The sequence below is a fragment of the Enterobacter asburiae genome (assembly GCF_001521715.1).
Lineage (GTDB): Bacteria > Pseudomonadota > Gammaproteobacteria > Enterobacterales > Enterobacteriaceae > Enterobacter > Enterobacter asburiae.
The window spans coordinates 1056137-1075382 of the sequence record NZ_CP011863.1; the positions used below are offsets into that span (position 1 = coordinate 1056137).

The window sequence follows — 19246 nt, forward strand, 5'->3', positions numbered from 1 at the left end:
TATCTGTAAGGTTATTACGGGTTCACGAAGGTGTTTTTCACCCGCGTCGAACGCTTGAAATAGGGGACCAGAAGCGCGGCGGCCAGTAACGGGAAAAGCAGCTGACGAACGGCCAGAGCGTCTGATACGGGCGAAAAAGCAAACGCTTTCACCGCCAGCAGAACCGAAATCAGCAGCCAGATAATGTAGTGTTTAGGTACACTTTTGCGGCGCTTAAAGAAGGCAATGGTCAACCACAGGGTGTAGTACCACATTCCAATCGCGAAAACGAACGACACAAACCACATCGCAATATTCAGCACGCTTTGCGACATCAGGGTCTGGATGGCGTGAGGGGTAATCAGTGCGGTGGTATACAGCAGCAGCGCAAGCGATGCGCTTAATAAGGCAACCAGCAGCCATGCCAGTGGGGCGATTAACCAGCCTCCAATGCGATCTCCAGGCGTTGCGGTCATGAACTCTCCCATAATCTGCGCGAAATGTTGTACAGCCAGTTTGCAGGGCGGAGAGTATATAACATTTCGCGCGGATGGCTACTTTCTTATAAAACGTAACGCCATACGGACTTAGGCACTTCACCCACGTTGAACAAACGACCTCCGGAAACCAGCTCCGCACGGCGATGGTCAGCGGCGCGATACATATTAATGATGTCCTGATTATCCGACAGGGTGTAGTTCAGATGGTCAAACAGTTTTTCCAGGCTCTCAAGCGAATTGATCTTGCGAAATTTTAATAAATAGTCCTGAACTGTCATATTAATAAGTTTCCATATAAAAGTGAGTAATACCAGTTAAGGTAATTCGTTCGAATAATAAACGGATTAATAAAGACGTAAACAGCCCACTCAGGTAACGCGACGAAATTAGGAGTTTTCTTTGCTGAAATTCAGGCATCAGACGATGCCTGGAAGAGAAGGTTAACCGTGTTCACCAGGGCTGGCAATAAGTAACTGACATATTATGTCACTCTTTATTGCAGTAACCGGTTACTTAGGTTGGGCGACTGTGACAGGCTCCGGCGGCTGGTAGTTATCGATATGGCTGGCAACGCCCAGCAAAATGACCGAAACCCCAAGGACAATCCATCCCGCTAATTCAATGATTCGATTAATAATTGACGTCATGATTCGTAGTTGTACTTTATCCATAAATACAGGTCGCAAATGTTACAGCGACGTTTCCCCGACGGCAAGCGCTTTGGGAACGGTTCCCTTAAACAAAATCAGTGGGTTAATACTATGTAACAAAAACAACCCGTACAACCTGCTATTTTAAGTCATATGGCACATTATTAATCTGTGGTAATGCCAGGCTAGCCAGTGTGAAATAAGAACGTCATAAAAGAGGACGGCACTATGAGTGATAATATCCGCGTTGGGCTTATCGGATACGGGTATGCAAGCAAAACGTTTCATGCGCCTCTGATAGCCGGAACGCCGGGGATGACCCTGGCTGCGGTATCCAGCAGCGATGCCGCTAAAGTCCATGCCGACTGGCCCTCCGTGCCGGTTGTCTCTGAGCCAAAACACCTTTTCAACGATCCGAATATTGATTTAATCGTTATCCCCACCCCGAACGACACCCACTTCCCACTGGCAAAGGCCGCGCTGGAGGCTGGTAAGCACGTGGTGGTCGATAAGCCCTTTACCGTCACCCTGTCTCAGGCTCGCGAACTGGATGCGCTGGCAAAGAGTCTGGGCAGGCTGCTGTCGGTGTTCCATAACCGACGCTGGGACAGCGACTTTCTGACGGTAAAAAGGCTTCTCAGTGAAGGCACGCTAGGGGAGATCCTCTTTTTTGAATCGCACTTTGACCGCTTCCGTCCGCAGATACGAAACCGCTGGCGCGAGCAGGCTGGTCCGGGCAGCGGCATCTGGTACGATTTAGCCCCGCATCTGCTGGATCAGGCCGTCAATCTTTTTGGTCTGCCGGTGAGCATGACGGTCGATCTGGCCCAGCTCCGGCCCGGAGCGCAGACGACTGATTACTTCCACGCGGTGCTCAGCTACCCGCAGCGGCGGATTGTGCTGCACGGCACGATGGTCGCGGCCGCGGAATCGGCCCGCTACATTATTCACGGCACGCGCGGGAGCTACGTGAAGTTTGGCCTCGATCCGCAGGAGGACCGGCTGAAAAGCGGAGAACGTTTGCCGCAGGAAGACTGGGGCTATGATATGCGCGACGGCGTGATAACGCGGGTGGAAGGTGAGGAACTGGTAGAGGAGACCTTGCTGACGATCCCGGGCAACTATCCGGCCTATTATGCGGGCATCCGCGATGCGCTGAACGGCACGGGCGAAAATCCGGTTCCGGCCAGCCAGGCGATTCAAATTATGGAGCTGATTGAGCTGGGTATTGAATCTGCCAAACATCGCGCCACGCTCTGTCTGGCATAATTTTTTAATATTTTGTCGGCCGGGTAAGCGTCAGCGCCACCCGGCAACGGTGTTAACCGCGAGCCACTTTATCTTTAAGCGCCTGCTTCTCTTCAGGCGTCAGGAAGGCGATCTCCAGCCCGTTGATCTGCGCCTGACGGATCTGCTCGCGGCTCAGACCCGCCTGTGGTGCGGCGATGTTGTATTCGTGGATGATATCCACGCCCTGTACAGCCGGATCGTCAGTGTTCAGCGAGGCCAGCACGCCGTGCTCAAGGAACGTTTTCAGCGGATGCTGCGCCAGCGTTGCCACGGTGCTGGTCTGAATGTTAGACGTCAGGCACGACTCAATCCCGATACGCTGCTCCGCCAGGAAATCCATCAGGGCGCGATCTTCTACCGCCTTCACTCCGTGACCGATACGCTCGGCGCCAAGCTCGCGGATGGCCTGCCAGATGCTTTCCGGGCCAGCCGCTTCACCCGCATGCACGGTAATGTGCCAGCCGGCATCGCGCGCGCGGTTGAAGTGGGAGAGGAACAGACTGCCCGGGAAGCCCAGCTCGTCACCGGCGAGGTCGACGGCGGTGATGGCATCGCGATGGGCCAGCAGCGCTTCCAGCTCCTGCAGGCAGGCGGCTTCACCGAACGTACGGCTCATAATGCCAATCAGACGGGCCTGAACGTCGAAGGTTTTACATCCTTCGCGCACGCCTTCAATCACGGCTTCCACCACGCCTGCAACGGGCAGGCTGTGGGTCATCGCCATATAGCCCGGCGAGAAGCGCAGCTCGACGTAATGCAGGCCGTTACGGGCCGCATCTTCAATGTTCTCAAACGCCACGCGGCGGCAGGCATCCAGCGAGGCCAGCATCTTCACGCCCCAGTCGAGTTTGCTCAGGAAGCTGACCAGATCCGGTTCACTGGAGGTCACCTGTACGTGAGGGATCAGCGACTCAAGCGTCTGCGCAGGAAGCGATAAATTGAACTGGCGGCCAAGATCGAGGATGGTTTGGGCACGAATGTTACCGTCAAGGTGACGATGAATATCAGTTAAAGGCAGGCGTGTATCAATCATGGTCGCACTCTTTTCTGGTTAAAGTGCGCCATATTATAAAAACAAAACGGGGTAAAAAGCTATTTGCGCAAGGGAATATTCCGTTGCGCAAATCGATTAAAGGAGCGTGTTAATACCGGCAATGAGGCGTTGCACCCCTTGTTCAAGCTTGCTGCGCGGACAGCCGGCGTTCAGGCGAACAAAACCGTTTCCCACTTTGCCGTAGGTATATCCCGGCATGATGGCGACTTTTTGCTGCTCGATCAGCACTTTTTGCAGCGCCCGATCGTCAATGTTCAGCGGGCGCAGATCAATCCAGGCCAGATAGGTCGCTTCGGGCGGCCGCCAGTTCAGCTTCGGAAAGGCGCGGTTTACTTCCTGTGCGATATACAACAGATTCTCTTCCAGATAACCCCGCAGGGCATCCAGCCACGGCGCTCCCTGCTGATAGGCGGCGATATGCGCCGTCAGCGCCAGCACGGAAGGGGAAGAGAGTCCGTCCCGGCCTTTTAGCGCGCTGAGGTAGCCGTTACGGCTCGCGTCATCGCCGATCAGGCCGTAAGCGCCCGTCAATGCCGGAATATTAAAGCTTTTCGAGCCGGAGGTGAGAAGCGCCCATTTACCGCGCGCCACCGCGCTCCACGGCGTGTGACGATGCTCTCCCCACACCATATCCATATGGATTTCATCACTGATAACCGCCACGTCATAGCGTGCGCTCAGCTCCGCCATCTGCGTCAGCTCATCCCGCGTCCAGACCTTGCCGGTTGGGTTTTGCGGGCTGCACAGCAGTAAAATCTTGTTTTCAGGTTTCGCCAGCGCCGCTTCCAGCGCCGCCATATTTCCCTGCCAGCCTGCGGCATGCTTTTCCATCTCCACGGGCACCACATGACGCGCATTCCCTTCAATAGCTTTGTAAAACGCGTCGTATGCCGGGGTGTGAACCACCACACCGTCGCCGGGGTGTGACCAGAGACGAATCAGCTCTGACACCATGTAAATAACGGAAGGACCATAAACGACGGTTTCCGTATCAATCGTGCTGTTAAAGCGCTGCTGGAACCAGTGCGCGACGGCGGCGAGAAACTCATCGTTCTTCCAGCGGCTGTAGCCCAGCACGCCGTGATTGATGCGCTGATGCAGCGCGTCGGTAATGCAGGGCGCGGTGGCGAAATCCATATCCGAGATGGTGAAGGGCAGCAGGTCGGCCGCGCCAAAGCGGTCGGCGACGTAGTCCCACTGCGTACACCAGGTGCCGTGTCGATCCACGACGGTAGAGAAATCAAACATGACGTTAATCCTTAAAGTAAAACCCCCTCATGAGAGGGGGCTGAGGCATCAGGCTTCTACTGTTCGCATCAGGGTTGCCAGCTCATCCTTCACTGACTGGACCTGCGGGCCGATAACCACCTGCAAATTGTGCTGATTTAACTGTACCACGCCGATGGCCCGGTTGGCTTTCAGGGCGTTGGTATCCACTTTTGACATATCCGCCACCGACAGACGCAGGCGGGTAATGCAGTTATCGAGAGAGGTGATGTTATCCGCACCGCCCAGCGCCGCCAGAATGGCCGGGGTGTTATAGCCAGACTTGCCCACGGTCCCGGCAACCGCCTGTTCAACGCTGCTTGCCGTATCGGTATCGCGGCCAGGCGTTTTCAGGTTAAAGCGGGTGATGGCGAAGCGGAAGATGCCGTAGTACACCGCGAACCAGATAGCCGCCACGACCGGCACCAGGTACCACTTGGTGGACAGGCCGTGCAGGATGCCGAACACCACGAAGTCGATCACGTTGCCGTCGGTGTTGCCGATGGTAACGCCCAGCACCGCCATCACGGTAAAGCCCAGACCGGTCAGCACCGCGTGGATGAGGTACAGCACCGGTGCGACGAACAGGAACAGGAATTCGATTGGCTCGGTGGTACCGCCCACGACGCAGGCGATCACGCCGGAAATGAGCAGGCCTTTAATTTTATGACGATTTTCCGGGCGCGCGCAGTGGTACATCGCCAGCGCGGCACCCGGCAGGCCGCCGAGGAACGCAGGCATTTTACCCTGGGACAGGAAGCGGGTGGCGCTTTCGGAGAAGCCGTGGGTGGTCGGGCAGCTCAGCTGCGCCTGGAAGATGGTCAGCGCGCCGCTCACGTCGTGACCGCACACCTCCATCGTACCGCCCGCTTCGGTGAAGCGAATCAGGGCCACCAGAATATGCTGCAGGCCAAATGGCAGAAGCAGACGCTCGCCGGTGCCGAAGATCATCGGACCGAAATCTCCCGCGCCGTTGATGATGCGGCCAATACCGTTGATGCCCATCGCAAAGACCGGCCAGATCAGCGGAATGATTAAACCGAACAGACCCATCACGACCAGGGTAACAATCGGCACAAAGCGGGTACCGCCGAAGAAGGCCAGGGCATCCGGCAGGCGGATATTGTGGAAGCGCTCGTGCAGCATCCAGATAATCACACCCGCGATCACTGCCCCGAGGATCCCGGTATCAATAGACTGGATACCGATCACGCTCTGAATGTTGTTGGCTTTCAGCACGGCGGCGTCGGTGGTCGGCAGAATGCCTTTTGCAGTCAGCCAGAAGTTAACCGCGAGGTTCATCACGGCGTAGCCCACAAACCCGGCAAACGCCGCGACGCCTTTGTTCTCGCGCGCCAGGCCCAGCGGGATAGCGATACAGAACATCACGGGCAGGAAGCTAAACGCAAAGGAGCCGACTTTACTCATCCAGATGAATCATGATTGAAGTGAAATTGATATTTTAAATCAGATAGTTAAGGTTATGCGGTTTTTCTATGGGGCATCAGTGGGGCATTTTGAGTAAATGATGCGTTCAAAATGCCCACCTGGTCATGGTTATTCTCGGTCATCCATTTGCCGTAAACCGTGAATAGCATTTGCGCTGACGAATGTCCCATCTGGTGCGCAACGAAATTTGGGTTCGCTCCGGCGACCAGTGCCCAGCACGCATATGTGTTTCTTGTTTCATAAGACCGTCTTTGCCGGACGCCTGCACGACGCAGGGCAGTGCGCCATGCTGAATTAATGGATCCGGGAACGTAGCACATCGTCTTCTTACCGTTCATTGAAGTAATCGACGGGGAGAATATAAAGGTGCATTCATCGGTTCTCTTTTTTTTGTATTCCCGTAGGCTGACGCTTACCTTGTGGGATGCCATCATTCTGGTCAGTGGCATTTGCGCCTTGAGGGCATCAATTGCTGGCTGGGTCAGCTGTATGGTTCGAATCCCGGCGTTGGTTTTTGGCAGGGTGAAGTTACCCTTCAGGGAATAGTTCCGTGACACCGTAACAGTCCAGTTAACGGTATCCACATCCTCCCAGGCTAACGCGCTTAGTTCGCCATGCCTGACGCCTGTATTTACCGCAAAGATAACCATATTCTGAAACTGTAGCGTTGGGCAGGCCGCAACCACTCGCTGATACTCATCAGAAGTAAGAGGATCTGGAACGGGCCTTTCTTTTGCAAGTGGGGTGATGCCTGCCATCAGATCGGTTTTCAGGTAGCCACTTTTGAAAGCAAAGCCCAGCATCCCGCCAAGACATGCCATATAGCTATTGACTGTAGGAACGCTTCTTCCCTTTTTGGGTGGATGATTTAGGCCATGTCTGGTCTTCTGCCAGCCGTTCAGTAGCTCCTTCCTGGCACTAAGGATATCTTCAGTGTTCAGGCTGCCGATATACCTGTGCTCACCAATTGTTTCGATAGTGGTTGTGAGGTGGCAATCGTAACGCCTCAACGTCCCGAGGCTAAGCTCCATCTCCTTAAGCCCAAGCCATTTCGATTTCAGTTCAAGTAGTGAGATTTGCTTTCTGACAGTGCTGAATTTCTCTGCGTTCGATGAATCAGGGAATTGCGAGGCATAATTGAATGTGCCTGTCTTTATCGCAAAGCAGACTGAAGCCCGAAGTTCTCCTGCCATTTTCCTGTTTTTTGGCGTGTCAGGAACGCCGAGATTTTCCCTGACACGCTTCCCCTGATATATGAACCATATGCGTAACGATTCGCCATGAACCTCTACGCCTGTTGGGTATACTGCCATAATCATTCCTCGTTTGATGTGCCAAAGGACATTTAAGCAGATATTCTCCGGCGTTTCGCTGGGCTTTGGTGCTCGATCCAGTGGTTTATCTCATCGCGGTTATACATGATTGGGCTGTTTTGCTTGGGTGCCATATCAGGGGAAACATGACGATAATGCTTTCCCTCCATCCAGGTTGACCGGCGGGCATGCTGAATCATGTGCTTTGACATGCCAGTTGTCGCAGTTAAAAGTTCCTCTGTGACCCATTTATTCGGTACCAGCTGAATAATGTCGCTCATGGTTTTCTCCAGGCAAAAAGAAGCCCTCGCAATGGAGGGCTGAAGGGGGGGGGGTAGCGTGGCAGTGCATTCGTACCCAATAGCCGACTCAGTGAATCAGCTATCAGTTGCGTTAGTCGTCTTCATCGTCCCACCAATCTTCATCGTCATCTTCACAGCAGTGAGATAGCAATGGATTGGTAGCGGCAAGCATGTCGGTTGCAGCGCCATGACGCTGAAGTCGCCGTAATGCCTCGTATAGTTCAAATGCTTCGGTGCGCTCATCACCAACATCCAGAGAGCACGCCACCTTGTGCGCCTCTGTAGCTATGGTTGCCAGTTGGTTGCGAATATCCTGAATAGTGCTCATATCTCTCCTCAATACTGCTGCTTAACCGTGTAATTGCCATTCGGCTTAACTCCCACTTCAAAGTAGGTACCGCCGGTAATGCCGATTCCCCACACATCTCTCGTACCATCATCTGGCTTCTTCTCGCTGATGAACTTGCGCAGGGCGGTTATGGCGCTCTCAATATCCAGCGTTGAGCTAACCGTCATGGTGATGCGCATAATCTCTCCTCATGCCGCACGCATAGCGCGCAGCCGTTTAATGTGATCTGCTGTTTCGATTTCTTCTTCGATACGCTCAGCCTCTGCTTTGGTCAGTGGCTCAAATTCGTTTTGAAAGCGCATCATGCTGGCGATGCCGCGGCGACCCTTTCGGGTGTAGTGGACGACTTCATGAGTGGCGCGGAAGATTTTGCATGGTGAGCCAAACAAATCGGCATACCACGTATTAGGCTGGATTATCCTGAACATTGGCTGACTCCTGCATAAGGAGGAATACGGTCATCGCTGCACGAAGCGGGTTGGCATCAGCGGTGGCAATATTCCAGTCGCCATGATGCGCCGCCCACTTGTCAGTAGCTGTTCCCGGAACAATGCCTATCCTGTTAGAAAAGATAATCGGCCATGCGTCCGCCGGGTTGTTGCAGTAGTCGACCAGAGTTTTATTGTCATCAAGAAGGATCGAAGCGTCACCCTGGCGGATAATCCGCGCATAACTGCTAAGGCCAAGGCCGAGAGCAGCGCACACCTTCATGTTGATTTCAGCGTCGTGCAAACCTGAGTAATCCATCATCGCCTCCCATGCTTCATGCGTAATTCTTCATCCTGCTGGCAACTGGCGCATCGCTGGCATCCCGGCACCTTCACCCGGCGCAACTCCGGGATATTCTCACCGCAATCACTACAGTGCGTTGCCGATACCGCATCACGGTTAATCCGGTGAGCACTCAACGCAGCATCACGCTGCAACTCTTCGACGGCTGATGCGTCGTCTGCAAAATCTGCCATGTTATGCGTCCCAACTTATGCCAGCAGATACAAGCTTCCGGCAGTGTCTGATGATTTGAGCGCGAGTCACGTTACCTAACCGCCATGGTGAGCAGAATTGAGCGATATCGATTTCCGCGTCCCAGCCAGCCTCATTCCGTGCGTCCATCTCGCCTTCAAAGTCGTGAGTCTGAGTAATCAAGTTGTCATGGAGAACGAAAAAGGCATCGTAGCTATCGCACTCACCAGTCCAGTAATCCGGCGAATCCCATAGATGCCATTCGTCGTGGTAGACGGTGCCGTGACGCCCTTTGAAATCATCATATTCCAGACTGAAATCTTCCCGGTTGATGCTGCGTGGCCTTAGCTGAATAAGAAGGTCCATTGCCGTTTTGCTGAACTTCTTTTCAATGCGAGCTTTGCGATTAGTGAATTTGTGGCGAGCCATAATCAGTGCTCCCGGAACTGTCGGTTAATTCGGTTGAAGGTGAACGCCAGCAATAAAAAGGGAGCTTTAAGCTCCCGGGTGATTAGTGCCTTCATGCGGCACCGCCTTCATTCTTTTCGGCTTCGACCGCCATATTTTCAAGCCGTCGAGATAGCTCGGTGGCCAGCGTCTGGAATTCTTCCTCGGTCGCCACCGGGATCGGCACAAAGCGAATCCCGATGTGCGCCAGGTGGTTGGCAATTTCGAGGCTTTTCCTCAAATCAACTGGTGAGGCTCTTTTCATGCCGCACCGCCAGCGTGCCGCAGCCAGATGCAGACCGCCCCATCTTCAGTATCGTGAATTGAACCGACAAACCAACCATCACCGGCTGGGGGTTCGGGCTGCCACGCTGAGATGTCATAACCGTCCACATCGGGATCGACGTCATCCTCATCGCGGTACTCCACTTTCCACTCGAGGCCGTTCTTCTCCAGCCATGCGTTGAACTCAATGGGCGATATGGATTCGCGGCCATCGCAAAATTCATCGTAAAGCGGGTGAGTCCAGTAACCGTATTGGTCGCGTTCGACGGGTAGGGCTTTAAATTCTGTTGTCATTGTTCGGCTCCAAACCGCCCGTTAAGGCGGCCAGTTTTGACGACGAACTCCAGGAGGCCAACTCCAAGAGCTTCAATTTTCTTGTGATGCTTGTTGATGATGGGAGGCACCGTTTCGTTCCAGTTAGGCTTTGGCTTCTTGCGCATGGCCTGCTGGATTTCCTCGGTGCAGCGGCGGCAGGCTGCGCGGATGGCGTTTTCATTTGCTGGCGTCATGCGGCCTCCCGGCGGGCGAGAAGTTTCGCCCCGAAAGCCATCAGCTCGTCCCGGTCCACAGTTGCGAAGTGGCAGTGTGTACGCGGGTACGGTCGCCAGATGATGAGCATCGACCCTTTGTTATTTCCTGATACTGGTTTTCCGGTGACCGGGTTGATAAATGCCAGCCGCCCGGCGGTGATGAGACGAACCTCGCTGGCGGTCTGTATCGCTTCCTTGAACCAGCCAACCGATGTGTCTGCCGGAACCAGCATGACCGTGCCGATCTGATTGGTGCTCTCGGCAGAGGCCTTCTTAACGAACGGCGTAATGTCGCTGTAAGGTGGGTTCAGCCAGACGTAGCCGGGAATACTCAGGTAATCAGCCCAGGGCATTTCCAGCGTGTTCTGCTCGGCGGTGATGAACTTCCGGCACAGCGCGTTATGCGGTGCGGCTGCGGCATCAAGCTGGAAGCAGAACTCAGCATCAAGGGAAGCGAAGAGGGCTGGCGGAGTGCGCCAGAGGTCGCGCTGGTCGAGCGGTGTTTTACTTCCGCCATAATCACCACTCAACTTCTCTGCTGGCAGCGCGGCGGCGATGCGCTCACCAATCCAGCGCATTACCGGTACTGCCATGCTATTGCCGATGGCTTTATAGCGTGGCCCGTCCGGACATTCATCAGCATCCTTTCCGCGCCAGCCGATCAGAGTGTGATTGTCAGGAAAGCCCTGAAGGCGCTCACACTCAATCGGTGTTAGGCGGCGAACCTGCATACCCCACCCGATAGCCCCTACACCCATGCCTGCACGGCCGCCATTCGGCGTCAACAGCGCGTTGGCTGTGCCGTCATTTCTCACTTCGACCGTACTTCCTTCTGATCGCCCACGGATTGCCAATGTGAATGGTTCAGTAACTATCGCGTTTTCCTGTCCGTTGTTGCGTCCAAGAGTGTGCGCCAGTTCTCGGTTGGTGTCAGGATCCTGCGTGCCGTGCACTGCGAAAGTTTCCACTTCAAAGTCTATTCTCTGTCCTTTCGCTGTCAGGCAGGCTGCAACATCGATGTTTCCACTGGTATTTCCGCCGCCGAAAGCCACAACTGGGACACCTCTCCCGGTTCCGTCCTCACTGCCATCAAACCCTTCACCCTTTAATGTGTGGCTAACGTCACCATTAGCGCACTCAGCTATCAGGTGTCCTGCTTGTGCCTGATTGTCGTCAGCGCCACACGTTCCAACGCCTCGTGCAGTAAGGGCGGCAACAGCCTTTTGCGTTTCTCGGCGCGGCGCAGAATCCCGGCGCACGCTGTCGAGCTCAAAAAGTACCGCTGCGGGATCGAATCCTTTTCGAGCACTTGCGACAACGAACACACGGCGGCGTCGTTGGGCCACTCCGAAAAATTGAGCATCAAGGACACGCCAGGCGATAACCCTTTCTGGTCCAGACACACAACCTGCGTGCGTCCATTTTCCCCCTGCTGGCTGCAATTCACTGCTTTCTCCGGCAAGTCCTGCCAGAAAGCACCCGAAGGCATTGTCTTTGCTGCTGAGCACGCCGGGGACGTTTTCCCAGACGATGATTGCTTCTGGCTCACCGCGTTCGCGGCGCTTTGCGTCGATTGCATTGGCTAATTCCACGTAAGAGAGGGTTAACTGGCCTCGGTCGTCAGACAGGCCTTCACGTAAGCCGGCGATGCTGAATGCCTGGCAAGGCGTACCACCGACCAGAACATCAGGCGCTTCAACTTCACCAGCGCGTACCGCATCGGCGATTTTGGTCATGTCGCCGAGGTTGGTTACTTCCGGCCAGTGATGGGCGAGGACTGCGGATGGGAATGGTTCGATTTCAGAGAACCAGGCAGGTTTCCAGCCGAGAGGTTCCCACGCTTTGCTGGCAGCTTCGATACCGCTGCACACGCTTCCGTATTTCATGATGCACGCTCCGGATCGTTAACATCCCAGCAATTACGCTCAATATTGGTTTGCAGCCGCTTATCTCCGACCTCTTCAATGCTGCGGCCGGTAATCTCTGCGACTTCAGCGTTTGAGTGCCGCCACAGCAGCGCAAGCTCTTCGAGTGACCACGCTTTCATAGCACTGACTCCATTTCGTCGATGTAGAGGCCCTGAGCAATTAGGCGGCTACGGCGCGCGGCACGCGCTATGCACTCCTGCCGTCTGCCTTCCTGCGATTGCTCTATAGCGCGCCGGGTGAACAGGCGCGATTTTCCTTGCGGCGTTATGACCTTTGGCTTCGTTGCCAGCTCGAATGTACGGTCGCAGATGCCGTCCTCGTTGAGCCATTTCTCCGACTCAACGATCTGCGCTATCTGTCCGGCGCCGCGTGTAATACCGTTGGCAACCCGGTTAAACTCGATGAGCGTTACGCCAAACTTCTCAGCGATTTCGCTGCCGGTGACCGGGCGGCCACGCGTTTGAATCATCCAGATAACGCGCTCACGAAGGCCGGAGAATTGCCCGGTTCGCCCGGGCCTGCGGTAGAAGGGCGTGCGTTTCATTTCCACTGTTCCCCGAACGTGAATCCGATCTCCGCCAGCGCCTCGTCCATCTTCTCGATGAACTCAGGCACCATTTCGTTGAAATCGGTCATGTATTGCGGATCCCGCTCAACGACGACGTGGTGAATACCTTCGCGCTTCATGCGCGGGTCGTAGTTTGCAAAGAACCAGGCGTCTTTTCCGGTAACCCACATGCTGTACTGCACCTGAGCCATGTACTCTGACTTGATGGCTTCAAAACCGCCGAGGCGGAATTTCATGAAGTCGCGGGAGGTGAACGGGCATTTCAGCTCAAGGCCGAAATTGTTACTGCAAAGGCCGTCAGGGGAGCACGCGGTGCGCATGCTCTCGTCACTGAACAGGATCGGAGACTCCGTGACTTTCACGTCGGTGGTGAACTCGAAGAGGGTGCGGGCGTCTTCCTCGTACTGTTTTCCCCAGGCCAGCGCCTTGGCGTTAACCTCTGGCGCGACGCCGGTGCAAACCTCGGCGAGTAGGGTGTGGAAGTAGGACATCTTCATGCCCGTCCATTTGGTTCCAGAGCGCGGCTTGGAAATGACGTTGTGCACTTCGGAGGCTGTGATAACGCCGAGGCGCAGCCGGTGCCACGCCTCATCGCCCTGTTGGATCGTGGTTACGTCAATGCCAGTCCGGGACAGGATAATTTCGGGTGTCATGCTGCCGCCTTAGCTTTTTTCTGAAGGAAGTTGAACCCTTTCTGTGCCTCTTCTTCAGTGAGGTCTGACGCCTCAAGAATTGGCCGTTTGAAGATGTCGCTGCACAAAGGGAGGAAGTCTTTCTCCCAGTCTTTATCCAGGGTCGTTAAGAGATCGGTTATCGCCTGCAGCGTTTCTTCGCTTGCTGCTGGTGGAAGTGCTTCAGTGGTGTTGCGCGGCGTGACGTCACGGATATCTACGTCCAGTGATTTACCTTCCATTTCTTCGGCGGTAGGCTGCTGTCCAATCTCAGGCCATGCTTTACGCAACGCCTGGGCTTCTGCGCATTTCGCCAGCTGGCCGTATGGGCGCTTTTTCCACATTGCATTCGGCGCCGTGGTGTCGCGACCGCCGGTGGCATAGTTTTCAATCCAGTATTCTTTGGCGCTGAACTCGACGATCTCGCCGCTGGGCATGCGCTTGTAGACGGTGTATTTGCACCACTGAGGGAAAGTTACTTCGACACCAGAGAGCATCTGAGTCGTGTCTGGCCCGAACTCTGGTTCGCTGGCACCGGCATAATCACCTGAGCGGTCCGCCTGAATGCGGTAAAGCCCGATGCCCGGCATTACCACGTCACGCCATTCGCTTTTACCCGTTCTTGAGTCTTTGACGCTCATCGGCACGAGGTGAACAGGCTTCAGCAACGGATCCAACTGGCGGGCACGGCAGTAATCGAGCGCCATCATTACCGATTCGTCTTTGGCGCCAGGATAGATACTGTTCTTCAGCGCGCTCCAGGTAGCGACGTCGATACCTTTTTCCGCCAGCGCACTCGCCGTGATTGTTAATTCGTTTGCCATCGTTAATCCCCTCAAAAATTAAAACGGGCAGGTTGGATGAAGGCGATCCCACTCTTCTTCGGCGCGGTCGTAACAGATGCGTGTGACATAGTCGTTATAGGCTTCCTCTGCCTTTTCACCGACTAGTGCCATTTGCGCTTCTTTTGGGAGAAACAGGCTACTCATTTGCAGAGCATATTTCGGGAACATGGCGATCAGCTCTTTCGCCCGGTCGTCGATCCACTTCTCTTTCTCGTCGATGAGCTGCTGTTCAGCCCAGCGCCGGTCTTCGATACGGTCGTAAGTGAGGTATGCGTTCATGGTTGCCTCAATATTTGATGTGCGCGTCCTGCACTTTGCCGCCAGCGATCGCCAGCACTGCTTTCTGTGCGTATTCTTCTGGGATGCCCTGAGCAATCAGATCTGCGTAGACACGACGATTGACGGTGCGGCGGTGCTCTTTGTCTGCGGCGCGGCGGGCTTCTTCTTCAGCTTTGCGCTGCTCTTCGGCCAGACGGGCGGCTTCTGCCTCTTCCAGGCGGCGGCGCTCGGCGGCAACGGCTTCTTCTTTTTCGCGTCGTGCACGCTCTTCTGCTTCCTGCTTCTCGCGTTCCGCACGCTGTTCCGCTTCAATGCGCTGGCGTTCAGCCAGCTCTGCACGTGCTTTCTCTTCAGCTTCACGGCGCGCTGCGGCTTCAATCTCCGCTTTGTGCTTCGCTTCGGCATCTCGGCGGGCCCGTTCAGCTGCTTCCCGTCGAATATTTTCCTCACGTTCCAGTCGAGCTTTTTCTTCCGCTTCTTTACGAAGGCGCTCAAGCTCTGCAGCTTCATGCTCACGCTGTTTTGCGACGATTAGGGCAGATTCGAGTTGTTGGATGGTGGCGTCTTTAGCCACGCCAGCTTCAGCTGCTGCTTCCTGCCAGCTTTCATCAAGTGCAACGGCTTTTGCTGACTCAATGCGCTGCTGAATTTCAACTGACGGCAGATAGCTACCCACGCCATCAATCACATCAGCCAGGGATCGCAAATCAGCAAGCCGCTGCTGCAATGCGTCCTTTCTTGCCGACTCGGCGTTTTCCCATTCAGTGAGAGGTTTGCGCACTTCATCCTTCAGCGCGTCCAGCCGCTCACGCACAATGCGCCGGCTTTCGTCGATCTGCTTCGGCAGGGCTTTAAGCTCAGCAACCAGGTCCTTACCGGCGTTGTCGATGTAAGTTTTGGAACGGGCAACCTTGTGCGCCATGGATGCGATAGCGTCGCGGCCTTTGCGGGTCGACACATCCGGCACCAGGCTGCGAGCTTCTTTCTCGATCGCCTCAATAATCGGGTCGAGCTGCTCTTTGGTGGTGAATACCGCCATTGCGTTCTGTTTCTCAATGACGACTAAATCCGTTACTTCGCTCATAGTTTCTCCTGAAATTTGGATGTGCAGATCCCGCCCGCGTAATGCCAGGCCGAACGGTTGAATAGGGTGGTTAGTGCTGGATAGGGTTGCCGTGACCGTCAAGAAGGACGTCAATCACGCAGTCACTGAGTCGGATTATTTCTGCGTCAGTGTGCAGGTATACCCATTTGCGCTCCTGAATGACTGCTGAGACGCGATATGTGCGGCCTTCATGCAATGCCATCATGCCGGGCGTGACGCACTGGCGAATGAGCGGGGTGGTGCCGTAGTGGTTGATCATGCCTTCACCTCAACCTGTTCCAGGAGGCCAGCCAGCTTCATATGCCAGCGGTTCATCGTCAGCTTTTCACGCGGGTTAGATACCGACGTCAGCTGCCACTCGTTATCGTTGAGCTTTTTGGCGGTGTACTGCTTGCCGTTGTGGGTGACTGTCATGATGCCTCCCGGGCGCGGAGCATTGCGTCGGCAATGCTGTATGCATCGCTTGCTAAATCACTAAACGCTCCATAGTTGCATTCGCTGCTGATGATTCCCTGCATAGCCTTAGCCGCAAAGTAGTCACGCAGCGTCATGCCCGGGCCAGAGTATTTGGAGTCGTAATTATCATCGCGGGTTGGAAACGCCTGTTCGTATTCTTTATTGCTCATAAATCCTCTTGGCCTTATCGCGGCGAACGGAACGGTTAATACAAGACTTCAACGCATTTATTCAGTGTTTCAATGGGCGGTGGATGGCCGCCGATTGTCATAACTTGAGTCACTCGTAAATAACTCCAGGTATGAAAAAGGCCGCCTACCTGGCAGCCTCAACTTGAATGAGTGCCGGGATGTTTAGCCACGCCCGGCGCGTGATTTCCTTCACTTTCCACAGTCAAAGGAATGCCGTAGACTGGATATTCCACAGTCAATAAAAGGATTTCTTTATGTCCATGAATGTATTTGCAGGAAAGAGAACTGAGGAATCAGTGGCATATGATTTAGCGCTGGCGCTTGCAGTAAAAGACCCATCCGCCAACACGCCAGAAGCTTTAATTGAGCGCATTGCTGATTTGCTTCCTGCCTGTCGTGAAGCAGCAAAGGAAAAGTACAAAGCAGAAGCACCTACGCCTTTTGGGATCGCTATAAAACGATAACTGATGCCAGGGCAGTCTCCAGTGCTGCCTTTATCAAATTCTGCCGATACCAGTGGTCATCTGATGCCCCTTTAACCGCTTCTTCAGCAGCAGCATAAGCTGCGTCAGCTGCTAAAATTACGCCATTGTTGCTTTTAAACATCGCTACTTCATCGTTTTTTATATCCATCACCATCACCTCAAATAAGTGGAGTAGATTTGCCGTCAGCCCCTCGCAAAGAGCTGCTGGTAAATCGCTTTGCCATAATTGCCGCTCTTCCTGAGCCCGCCTATGGTCCGACGCATGGTTTACTGTCGCGCCGTTCGACTGACCGAATCTCCACTTCGCCGCTGGCTAACTTCGCTCAGCTGTCGATGTTTCGTTTCGATGGGCTTATTAAAAACCATAGTTGTTTTATCGTCAACAACAATAGTTGTATTAATGATTAATGTGGTTTTATTTGGTTGTTTTTAAACGAAATTTATTTTTAGCTCCGATGATGGTATGTTTGAAAAAACATCAAAAAGGAGTGGGTAATGGACTTGGATGAAGAAAGAGTGAACATGATGGTTCACGCCATGGGGCGGGCGGTCATGGAGTTGTCACTGGCAGATTTACCTATGACCCAGCAAAACATCATCGACAAGCTGGAACGGTACCGGAAGGAAACGGGAAACGTGATAGGTAAGGGGGCTAACAGGGATGCGGCGGAGTTGGTGCGGAAAGGTAGTAAGGCTGTGAAGTAAGCATTAAAACCCGGCCTGGCGCCCGGGTCATTTGATAAAGTATTTAGAAAAGACAGCTATAAGCACAGTTATGACTAGAGCTGTAATGATTTTCCATGTTTGAGCATTCAACTCTTTATGTAGCTCTGTCTTTACTGACTGAATATCTTCTTTTGAGGCTAGCTTGTCTTTGATGATTGCAACATCGGTTACAAGGGTTGCGACTTTTGTTTCAAGCTCTTTCACTCTCTGAAGCATATCGTCACCTCCGCCACTGCCGCTACCATGCTCAGTATTATGAGGTGCATAATTTTTGTTTTCAAGGTTAGGCCTGTTTAATTTAAAAAGCTCTCCCATCTACTCAAAATCCCCCGCTACGATAAAGTGACTTTCCTTAACATCAATTAGATTTCCCTTTTTCCCGTCTGCCCCGCTGTCATAGAGGGAAACCTTCGCAGTGTATAAACCTGGGTTCGTTAACCTTATGCCTTTCAGGTAGAAAGAAGAAACGGAGGAGTAGTGGTCTTTGTTTGGATATCCACTACCTAATACGTTGAAAGTACTTTCACCATCGAATGCAGGATCAATGACAGATTTATCATTAAAGGTTACGTCAATCTCGTTCCAGTAAATTTTAGATGTATCTGTTAAAAATCCGCAGGTTACGACTAATGAATAGATCTTAAGTGGGTCAACATCAAAAAGAACCACGTTTGGAGTGTTAAAACCGGCAGCCGCCATTCCTTCCTGCAATAAAGTGGTATAAACAAATAAAACCTTTTCATAAATCATAATCTTAATTCCGCAGAAAGGAACTTAAACCAGCCGCAGCTTCGTCTCTATCCAAAAGTCTCATCAGGCCACCATAAGCACGATCGCAACAACCGAGAGCAAAGTAACCACGCCTACTATCAGATATTCTCTTATCACCCAAACACCTCATCAGGCCACTGCTACAGTTTGTTGTAAGCTATCGATTCATGGATCAGCGCTTTTCCCATGATGTAGAGCTGGTCCTGATTCTCTTCTGTTACATACCAGTCTTTGTAAGCCGGGTTATCTGAAAGCACGGCTAATTGCAGGCCCTGCATTTGCAGACGCTTAACATGGAAGTGCTGCCCAAAGACAAATGCGTATACTCCGTCAACCTTGAAGTTCCTCACTGACACATCGAAGAATAGGCGATCACCAGACTGAATCGTTGGACACATACTGTCACCGTCTACAGTCATCACCTTCACATCATGCTGTGCGCGATTGCCGAAGAGGGCGCGGGCATGCTCATTTGTGAACTCAATAGCATGCAGAACTTCTACAAACTCAGAAATCATGAATGATCCCGGTCCCGCACTAACAGTGAGGTCGAGAACGTCTACGCGGAATACGTCCGAAGCTGCATTAGTTAATAAAGCTGCCCCTGATTGCTTTCCGTCATTAAGCATCGCCCCTTCTCCAGAGCTGAGCCAATCAGGCATTACCCCGAGCGCGTTAGCAATTTCCACAAGCTTGGTGGTCTGGCTGGCTTTTCCTGTTTCAATTTTCTGAATAGCCGCCTGGCTAACACCCACGAGATCCCCGAGCGCCTTTTGTGTCAGGCCTCGTGCCGCGCGTGCTTCTTTCAGTCTTCCAGCAAGTGTCGTTTTCATAAGGTTAAATG

33 protein-coding genes and 2 pseudogenes are annotated in these 19246 nt (G+C 53.5%); 3 read left to right on the forward strand and 32 right to left on the reverse strand.

Translation table 11 applies throughout. The features are described from left to right. Positions 1-14 precede the first annotated feature (14 nt). The 3 genes from ACJ69_RS05235 to blr all read right to left on the reverse strand — a co-directional run bounded on the left by ACJ69_RS05235 (position 15) and on the right by blr (position 1114). Entirely contained in the window at positions 15-455 is a 441-nt protein-coding gene (locus ACJ69_RS05235) for a DUF2569 domain-containing protein (RefSeq protein WP_029740310.1), read from the reverse strand. An 86-nt stretch (positions 456-541) separates the two neighbouring features. Beyond that, positions 542-757 carry a transcription modulator YdgT gene (gene ydgT, locus ACJ69_RS05240; RefSeq protein ID WP_013096896.1) on the reverse strand — a complete coding sequence of 72 codons (216 nt, stop codon included), beginning with the start codon at positions 755-757 and terminating at the stop codon, positions 542-544. A gap of 231 nt (positions 758-988) precedes the next feature. Continuing rightward, positions 989-1114 (reverse strand): division septum protein Blr, encoded by a 126-nt coding sequence (blr, locus tag ACJ69_RS05245; protein WP_168112406.1) that lies wholly within the window; start codon positions 1112-1114, stop codon positions 989-991. Between the two features lie 243 nt (positions 1115-1357). Between blr and ACJ69_RS05250 the strand changes: the two genes are divergently transcribed. Beyond that, the gene (locus tag ACJ69_RS05250) at positions 1358-2398 is read left to right on the forward strand and encodes an oxidoreductase (protein WP_059346612.1); all 1041 of its coding nucleotides are present in this window, start codon (positions 1358-1360) and stop codon (positions 2396-2398) included. Positions 2399-2450: 52 nt separating this feature from the next. Here the strand turns inward: ACJ69_RS05250 and add are convergent, their stop codons facing one another. From add to ACJ69_RS05365, 25 genes and pseudogenes are all read right to left on the reverse strand, one after another. Beyond that, on the reverse strand, positions 2451-3452 hold the full coding sequence (gene add, locus ACJ69_RS05255; protein ID WP_029740308.1) for an adenosine deaminase: 1002 nt from the start codon (positions 3450-3452) through the stop codon (positions 2451-2453). 96 nt (positions 3453-3548) lie between these two features. Further along, positions 3549-4721, reverse strand: a complete 1173-nt coding sequence (locus ACJ69_RS05260; protein WP_059346614.1) for a MalY/PatB family protein — start codon at positions 4719-4721, stop codon at positions 3549-3551. 48 nt (positions 4722-4769) lie between these two features. After that, positions 4770-6176, reverse strand: a pseudogene (gene malX / locus ACJ69_RS05265) (maltose/glucose-specific PTS transporter subunit IIBC); the annotation flags it as partial. A gap of 44 nt (positions 6177-6220) precedes the next feature. After that, positions 6221-7501, reverse strand: coding sequence for a site-specific integrase (locus ACJ69_RS05270; protein ID WP_059346617.1), 1281 nt, complete (start codon positions 7499-7501; stop codon positions 6221-6223). Between the two features lie 32 nt (positions 7502-7533). Continuing rightward, positions 7534-7782, reverse strand: a complete 249-nt coding sequence (locus tag ACJ69_RS05275) for an excisionase family protein (protein ID WP_054830143.1) — start codon at positions 7780-7782, stop codon at positions 7534-7536. A gap of 112 nt (positions 7783-7894) precedes the next feature. Next, complete coding sequence (locus tag ACJ69_RS05280; protein ID WP_153251231.1) at positions 7895-8131, reverse strand: hypothetical protein; 237 nt, start codon at positions 8129-8131, stop codon at positions 7895-7897. Positions 8132-8139: 8 nt separating this feature from the next. Further along, positions 8140-8331: a hypothetical protein gene (locus ACJ69_RS05285; RefSeq protein ID WP_054830141.1), complete on the reverse strand. Its 192-nt coding sequence runs from the start codon at positions 8329-8331 to the stop codon at positions 8140-8142. Between the two features lie 9 nt (positions 8332-8340). Continuing rightward, on the reverse strand, positions 8341-8580 hold the full coding sequence (locus ACJ69_RS05290) for a DUF4222 domain-containing protein (RefSeq protein WP_054830140.1): 240 nt from the start codon (positions 8578-8580) through the stop codon (positions 8341-8343). Further along, the gene (locus ACJ69_RS05295; RefSeq protein ID WP_054830139.1) at positions 8558-8902 is read right to left on the reverse strand and encodes a phage protein NinX family protein; all 345 of its coding nucleotides are present in this window, start codon (positions 8900-8902) and stop codon (positions 8558-8560) included. The genes ACJ69_RS05290 and ACJ69_RS05295 overlap by 23 nt, the downstream gene beginning before the upstream one ends. Then, entirely contained in the window at positions 8899-9117 is a 219-nt protein-coding gene (locus ACJ69_RS05300) for a TraR/DksA family transcriptional regulator (protein WP_054830138.1), read from the reverse strand. The genes ACJ69_RS05295 and ACJ69_RS05300 overlap by 4 nt, the downstream gene beginning before the upstream one ends. 1 nt (position 9118) lies before the next feature. Next, a complete protein-coding gene (locus ACJ69_RS05305; protein WP_054830137.1) occupies positions 9119-9544 on the reverse strand; it encodes a hypothetical protein in 426 nt (141 codons plus the stop codon). 91 nt (positions 9545-9635) lie between these two features. After that, complete coding sequence (locus ACJ69_RS05310; protein WP_054830136.1) at positions 9636-9827, reverse strand: DUF1382 family protein; 192 nt, start codon at positions 9825-9827, stop codon at positions 9636-9638. After that, complete coding sequence (locus tag ACJ69_RS05315) at positions 9824-10141, reverse strand: hypothetical protein (RefSeq protein ID WP_054830135.1); 318 nt, start codon at positions 10139-10141, stop codon at positions 9824-9826. The genes ACJ69_RS05310 and ACJ69_RS05315 overlap by 4 nt, the downstream gene beginning before the upstream one ends. Continuing rightward, positions 10138-10356 (reverse strand): hypothetical protein, encoded by a 219-nt coding sequence (locus tag ACJ69_RS05320; protein ID WP_054830134.1) that lies wholly within the window; start codon positions 10354-10356, stop codon positions 10138-10140. Before ACJ69_RS05320 ends, ACJ69_RS05315 begins: the two co-directional genes overlap by 4 nt. Beyond that, positions 10353-10955 (reverse strand): phage N-6-adenine-methyltransferase, encoded by a 603-nt coding sequence (locus tag ACJ69_RS25905; RefSeq protein ID WP_320204344.1) that lies wholly within the window; start codon positions 10953-10955, stop codon positions 10353-10355. The genes ACJ69_RS05320 and ACJ69_RS25905 overlap by 4 nt, the downstream gene beginning before the upstream one ends. Next, positions 10944-12263: pseudogene (locus ACJ69_RS05325) on the reverse strand (DNA cytosine methyltransferase); the annotation flags it as partial. The pseudogene ACJ69_RS05325 and the gene ACJ69_RS25905, both read right to left, overlap by 12 nt. Then, positions 12260-12424, reverse strand: coding sequence for a hypothetical protein (locus ACJ69_RS25445; RefSeq protein WP_167347073.1), 165 nt, complete (start codon positions 12422-12424; stop codon positions 12260-12262). The pseudogene ACJ69_RS05325 and the gene ACJ69_RS25445, both read right to left, overlap by 4 nt. Next, on the reverse strand, positions 12421-12849 hold the full coding sequence (locus ACJ69_RS05330) for a hypothetical protein (protein ID WP_054830133.1): 429 nt from the start codon (positions 12847-12849) through the stop codon (positions 12421-12423). The genes ACJ69_RS25445 and ACJ69_RS05330 overlap by 4 nt, the downstream gene beginning before the upstream one ends. Beyond that, the gene (locus ACJ69_RS05335) at positions 12846-13526 is read right to left on the reverse strand and encodes a lambda exonuclease family protein (RefSeq protein WP_059346619.1); all 681 of its coding nucleotides are present in this window, start codon (positions 13524-13526) and stop codon (positions 12846-12848) included. Before ACJ69_RS05335 ends, ACJ69_RS05330 begins: the two co-directional genes overlap by 4 nt. Next, positions 13523-14368 carry a phage recombination protein Bet gene (gene bet, locus ACJ69_RS05340; RefSeq protein WP_059346621.1) on the reverse strand — a complete coding sequence of 282 codons (846 nt, stop codon included), beginning with the start codon at positions 14366-14368 and terminating at the stop codon, positions 13523-13525. Before bet ends, ACJ69_RS05335 begins: the two co-directional genes overlap by 4 nt. An 18-nt stretch (positions 14369-14386) precedes the next feature. After that, complete coding sequence (gene gamL / locus ACJ69_RS05345) at positions 14387-14668, reverse strand: host nuclease inhibitor GamL (RefSeq protein WP_054830131.1); 282 nt, start codon at positions 14666-14668, stop codon at positions 14387-14389. A 7-nt stretch (positions 14669-14675) separates the two neighbouring features. After that, positions 14676-15752 (reverse strand): V-type ATP synthase subunit I domain-containing protein, encoded by a 1077-nt coding sequence (locus ACJ69_RS05350; RefSeq protein ID WP_059346623.1) that lies wholly within the window; start codon positions 15750-15752, stop codon positions 14676-14678. Positions 15753-15822: 70 nt separating this feature from the next. Beyond that, the gene (locus tag ACJ69_RS05355) at positions 15823-16032 is read right to left on the reverse strand and encodes a cell division protein FtsZ (RefSeq protein WP_000607101.1); all 210 of its coding nucleotides are present in this window, start codon (positions 16030-16032) and stop codon (positions 15823-15825) included. After that, entirely contained in the window at positions 16029-16187 is a 159-nt protein-coding gene (locus tag ACJ69_RS25450) for a hypothetical protein (RefSeq protein WP_000218995.1), read from the reverse strand. Before ACJ69_RS25450 ends, ACJ69_RS05355 begins: the two co-directional genes overlap by 4 nt. Then, a complete protein-coding gene (locus tag ACJ69_RS05365; protein WP_023330697.1) occupies positions 16184-16399 on the reverse strand; it encodes a hypothetical protein in 216 nt (71 codons plus the stop codon). Before ACJ69_RS05365 ends, ACJ69_RS25450 begins: the two co-directional genes overlap by 4 nt. Before the next feature lie 275 nt (positions 16400-16674). On the opposite strand from ACJ69_RS05365, the gene ACJ69_RS05370 reads away from it, so the two are divergent. Further along, positions 16675-16884, forward strand: coding sequence for a hypothetical protein (locus ACJ69_RS05370; protein WP_023303584.1), 210 nt, complete (start codon positions 16675-16677; stop codon positions 16882-16884). On the opposite strand, the gene ACJ69_RS05375 is transcribed toward ACJ69_RS05370, so the two are convergent. Further along, positions 16871-17053 (reverse strand): hypothetical protein, encoded by a 183-nt coding sequence (locus tag ACJ69_RS05375; protein WP_063945715.1) that lies wholly within the window; start codon positions 17051-17053, stop codon positions 16871-16873. The two genes, ACJ69_RS05370 and ACJ69_RS05375, sit on opposite strands and share 14 nt — an antisense overlap. A 347-nt stretch (positions 17054-17400) precedes the next feature. On the opposite strand from ACJ69_RS05375, the gene ACJ69_RS05380 reads away from it, so the two are divergent. After that, positions 17401-17610, forward strand: a complete 210-nt coding sequence (locus tag ACJ69_RS05380; RefSeq protein WP_054830145.1) for a hypothetical protein — start codon at positions 17401-17403, stop codon at positions 17608-17610. 27 nt (positions 17611-17637) lie between these two features. Here the strand turns inward: ACJ69_RS05380 and ACJ69_RS05385 are convergent, their stop codons facing one another. From ACJ69_RS05385 to ACJ69_RS05395, 3 genes are all read right to left on the reverse strand, one after another. Then, the gene (locus ACJ69_RS05385) at positions 17638-17946 is read right to left on the reverse strand and encodes a hypothetical protein (protein ID WP_225381483.1); all 309 of its coding nucleotides are present in this window, start codon (positions 17944-17946) and stop codon (positions 17638-17640) included. Continuing rightward, on the reverse strand, positions 17947-18381 hold the full coding sequence (locus tag ACJ69_RS05390) for a hypothetical protein (protein ID WP_054830130.1): 435 nt from the start codon (positions 18379-18381) through the stop codon (positions 17947-17949). 161 nt (positions 18382-18542) lie between these two features. Next, positions 18543-19235, reverse strand: a complete 693-nt coding sequence (locus ACJ69_RS05395; RefSeq protein ID WP_015571542.1) for an XRE family transcriptional regulator — start codon at positions 19233-19235, stop codon at positions 18543-18545. Between the last annotated feature and the right edge of the window lie 11 nt (positions 19236-19246).

Excerpts from the sequence above, each read along its gene's own strand:
- ACJ69_RS05290 (WP_054830140.1), bottom strand. The coding sequence starts at position 8,580 with ATGTTCAGGATAATCCAGCCTAATACGTGGTATGCCGATTTGTTTGGC.
- ACJ69_RS05380 (WP_054830145.1), top strand. The coding sequence starts at position 17,401 with ATGGACTTGGATGAAGAAAGAGTGAACATGATGGTTCACGCCATGGGG.
- ACJ69_RS05270 (WP_059346617.1), bottom strand. The coding sequence starts at position 7,501 with ATGGCAGTATACCCAACAGGCGTAGAGGTTCATGGCGAATCGTTACGC.
- add (WP_029740308.1), bottom strand. The coding sequence starts at position 3,452 with ATGATTGATACACGCCTGCCTTTAACTGATATTCATCGTCACCTTGAC.
- ACJ69_RS05350 (WP_059346623.1), bottom strand. The coding sequence starts at position 15,752 with ATGAGCGAAGTAACGGATTTAGTCGTCATTGAGAAACAGAACGCAATG.
- ACJ69_RS05315 (WP_054830135.1), bottom strand. The coding sequence starts at position 10,141 with ATGACAACAGAATTTAAAGCCCTACCCGTCGAACGCGACCAATACGGT.
- ACJ69_RS05370 (WP_023303584.1), top strand. The coding sequence starts at position 16,675 with ATGTCCATGAATGTATTTGCAGGAAAGAGAACTGAGGAATCAGTGGCA.
- bet (WP_059346621.1), bottom strand. The coding sequence starts at position 14,368 with ATGGCAAACGAATTAACAATCACGGCGAGTGCGCTGGCGGAAAAAGGT.
- ACJ69_RS05385 (WP_225381483.1), bottom strand. The coding sequence starts at position 17,946 with ATGGGAGAGCTTTTTAAATTAAACAGGCCTAACCTTGAAAACAAAAAT.
- ACJ69_RS05335 (WP_059346619.1), bottom strand. The coding sequence starts at position 13,526 with ATGACACCCGAAATTATCCTGTCCCGGACTGGCATTGACGTAACCACG.
- ACJ69_RS05320 (WP_054830134.1), bottom strand. The coding sequence starts at position 10,356 with ATGACGCCAGCAAATGAAAACGCCATCCGCGCAGCCTGCCGCCGCTGC.
- ACJ69_RS05390 (WP_054830130.1), bottom strand. The coding sequence starts at position 18,381 with ATGATTTATGAAAAGGTTTTATTTGTTTATACCACTTTATTGCAGGAA.
- ACJ69_RS05260 (WP_059346614.1), bottom strand. The coding sequence starts at position 4,721 with ATGTTTGATTTCTCTACCGTCGTGGATCGACACGGCACCTGGTGTACG.
- ACJ69_RS05300 (WP_054830138.1), bottom strand. The coding sequence starts at position 9,117 with ATGGCAGATTTTGCAGACGACGCATCAGCCGTCGAAGAGTTGCAGCGT.
- ACJ69_RS25445 (WP_167347073.1), bottom strand. The coding sequence starts at position 12,424 with ATGAAAGCGTGGTCACTCGAAGAGCTTGCGCTGCTGTGGCGGCACTCA.
- ACJ69_RS05310 (WP_054830136.1), bottom strand. The coding sequence starts at position 9,827 with ATGAAAAGAGCCTCACCAGTTGATTTGAGGAAAAGCCTCGAAATTGCC.
- ACJ69_RS05305 (WP_054830137.1), bottom strand. The coding sequence starts at position 9,544 with ATGGCTCGCCACAAATTCACTAATCGCAAAGCTCGCATTGAAAAGAAG.
- ACJ69_RS05375 (WP_063945715.1), bottom strand. The coding sequence starts at position 17,053 with ATGGATATAAAAAACGATGAAGTAGCGATGTTTAAAAGCAACAATGGC.
- ACJ69_RS25905 (WP_320204344.1), bottom strand. The coding sequence starts at position 10,955 with ATGCGCTGGATTGGTGAGCGCATCGCCGCCGCGCTGCCAGCAGAGAAG.
- ACJ69_RS05330 (WP_054830133.1), bottom strand. The coding sequence starts at position 12,849 with ATGAAACGCACGCCCTTCTACCGCAGGCCCGGGCGAACCGGGCAATTC.
- ACJ69_RS05365 (WP_023330697.1), bottom strand. The coding sequence starts at position 16,399 with ATGAGCAATAAAGAATACGAACAGGCGTTTCCAACCCGCGATGATAAT.
- ACJ69_RS05295 (WP_054830139.1), bottom strand. The coding sequence starts at position 8,902 with ATGATGGATTACTCAGGTTTGCACGACGCTGAAATCAACATGAAGGTG.
- ACJ69_RS05250 (WP_059346612.1), top strand. The coding sequence starts at position 1,358 with ATGAGTGATAATATCCGCGTTGGGCTTATCGGATACGGGTATGCAAGC.
- ACJ69_RS05275 (WP_054830143.1), bottom strand. The coding sequence starts at position 7,782 with ATGAGCGACATTATTCAGCTGGTACCGAATAAATGGGTCACAGAGGAA.
- ACJ69_RS05355 (WP_000607101.1), bottom strand. The coding sequence starts at position 16,032 with ATGATCAACCACTACGGCACCACCCCGCTCATTCGCCAGTGCGTCACG.
- ACJ69_RS05235 (WP_029740310.1), bottom strand. The coding sequence starts at position 455 with ATGACCGCAACGCCTGGAGATCGCATTGGAGGCTGGTTAATCGCCCCA.
- gamL (WP_054830131.1), bottom strand. The coding sequence starts at position 14,668 with ATGAACGCATACCTCACTTACGACCGTATCGAAGACCGGCGCTGGGCT.
- ACJ69_RS05285 (WP_054830141.1), bottom strand. The coding sequence starts at position 8,331 with ATGCGCATCACCATGACGGTTAGCTCAACGCTGGATATTGAGAGCGCC.
- ACJ69_RS05280 (WP_153251231.1), bottom strand. The coding sequence starts at position 8,131 with ATGAGCACTATTCAGGATATTCGCAACCAACTGGCAACCATAGCTACA.
- ACJ69_RS25450 (WP_000218995.1), bottom strand. The coding sequence starts at position 16,187 with ATGACAGTCACCCACAACGGCAAGCAGTACACCGCCAAAAAGCTCAAC.
- ACJ69_RS05395 (WP_015571542.1), bottom strand. The coding sequence starts at position 19,235 with ATGAAAACGACACTTGCTGGAAGACTGAAAGAAGCACGCGCGGCACGA.
- ydgT (WP_013096896.1), bottom strand. The coding sequence starts at position 757 with ATGACAGTTCAGGACTATTTATTAAAATTTCGCAAGATCAATTCGCTT.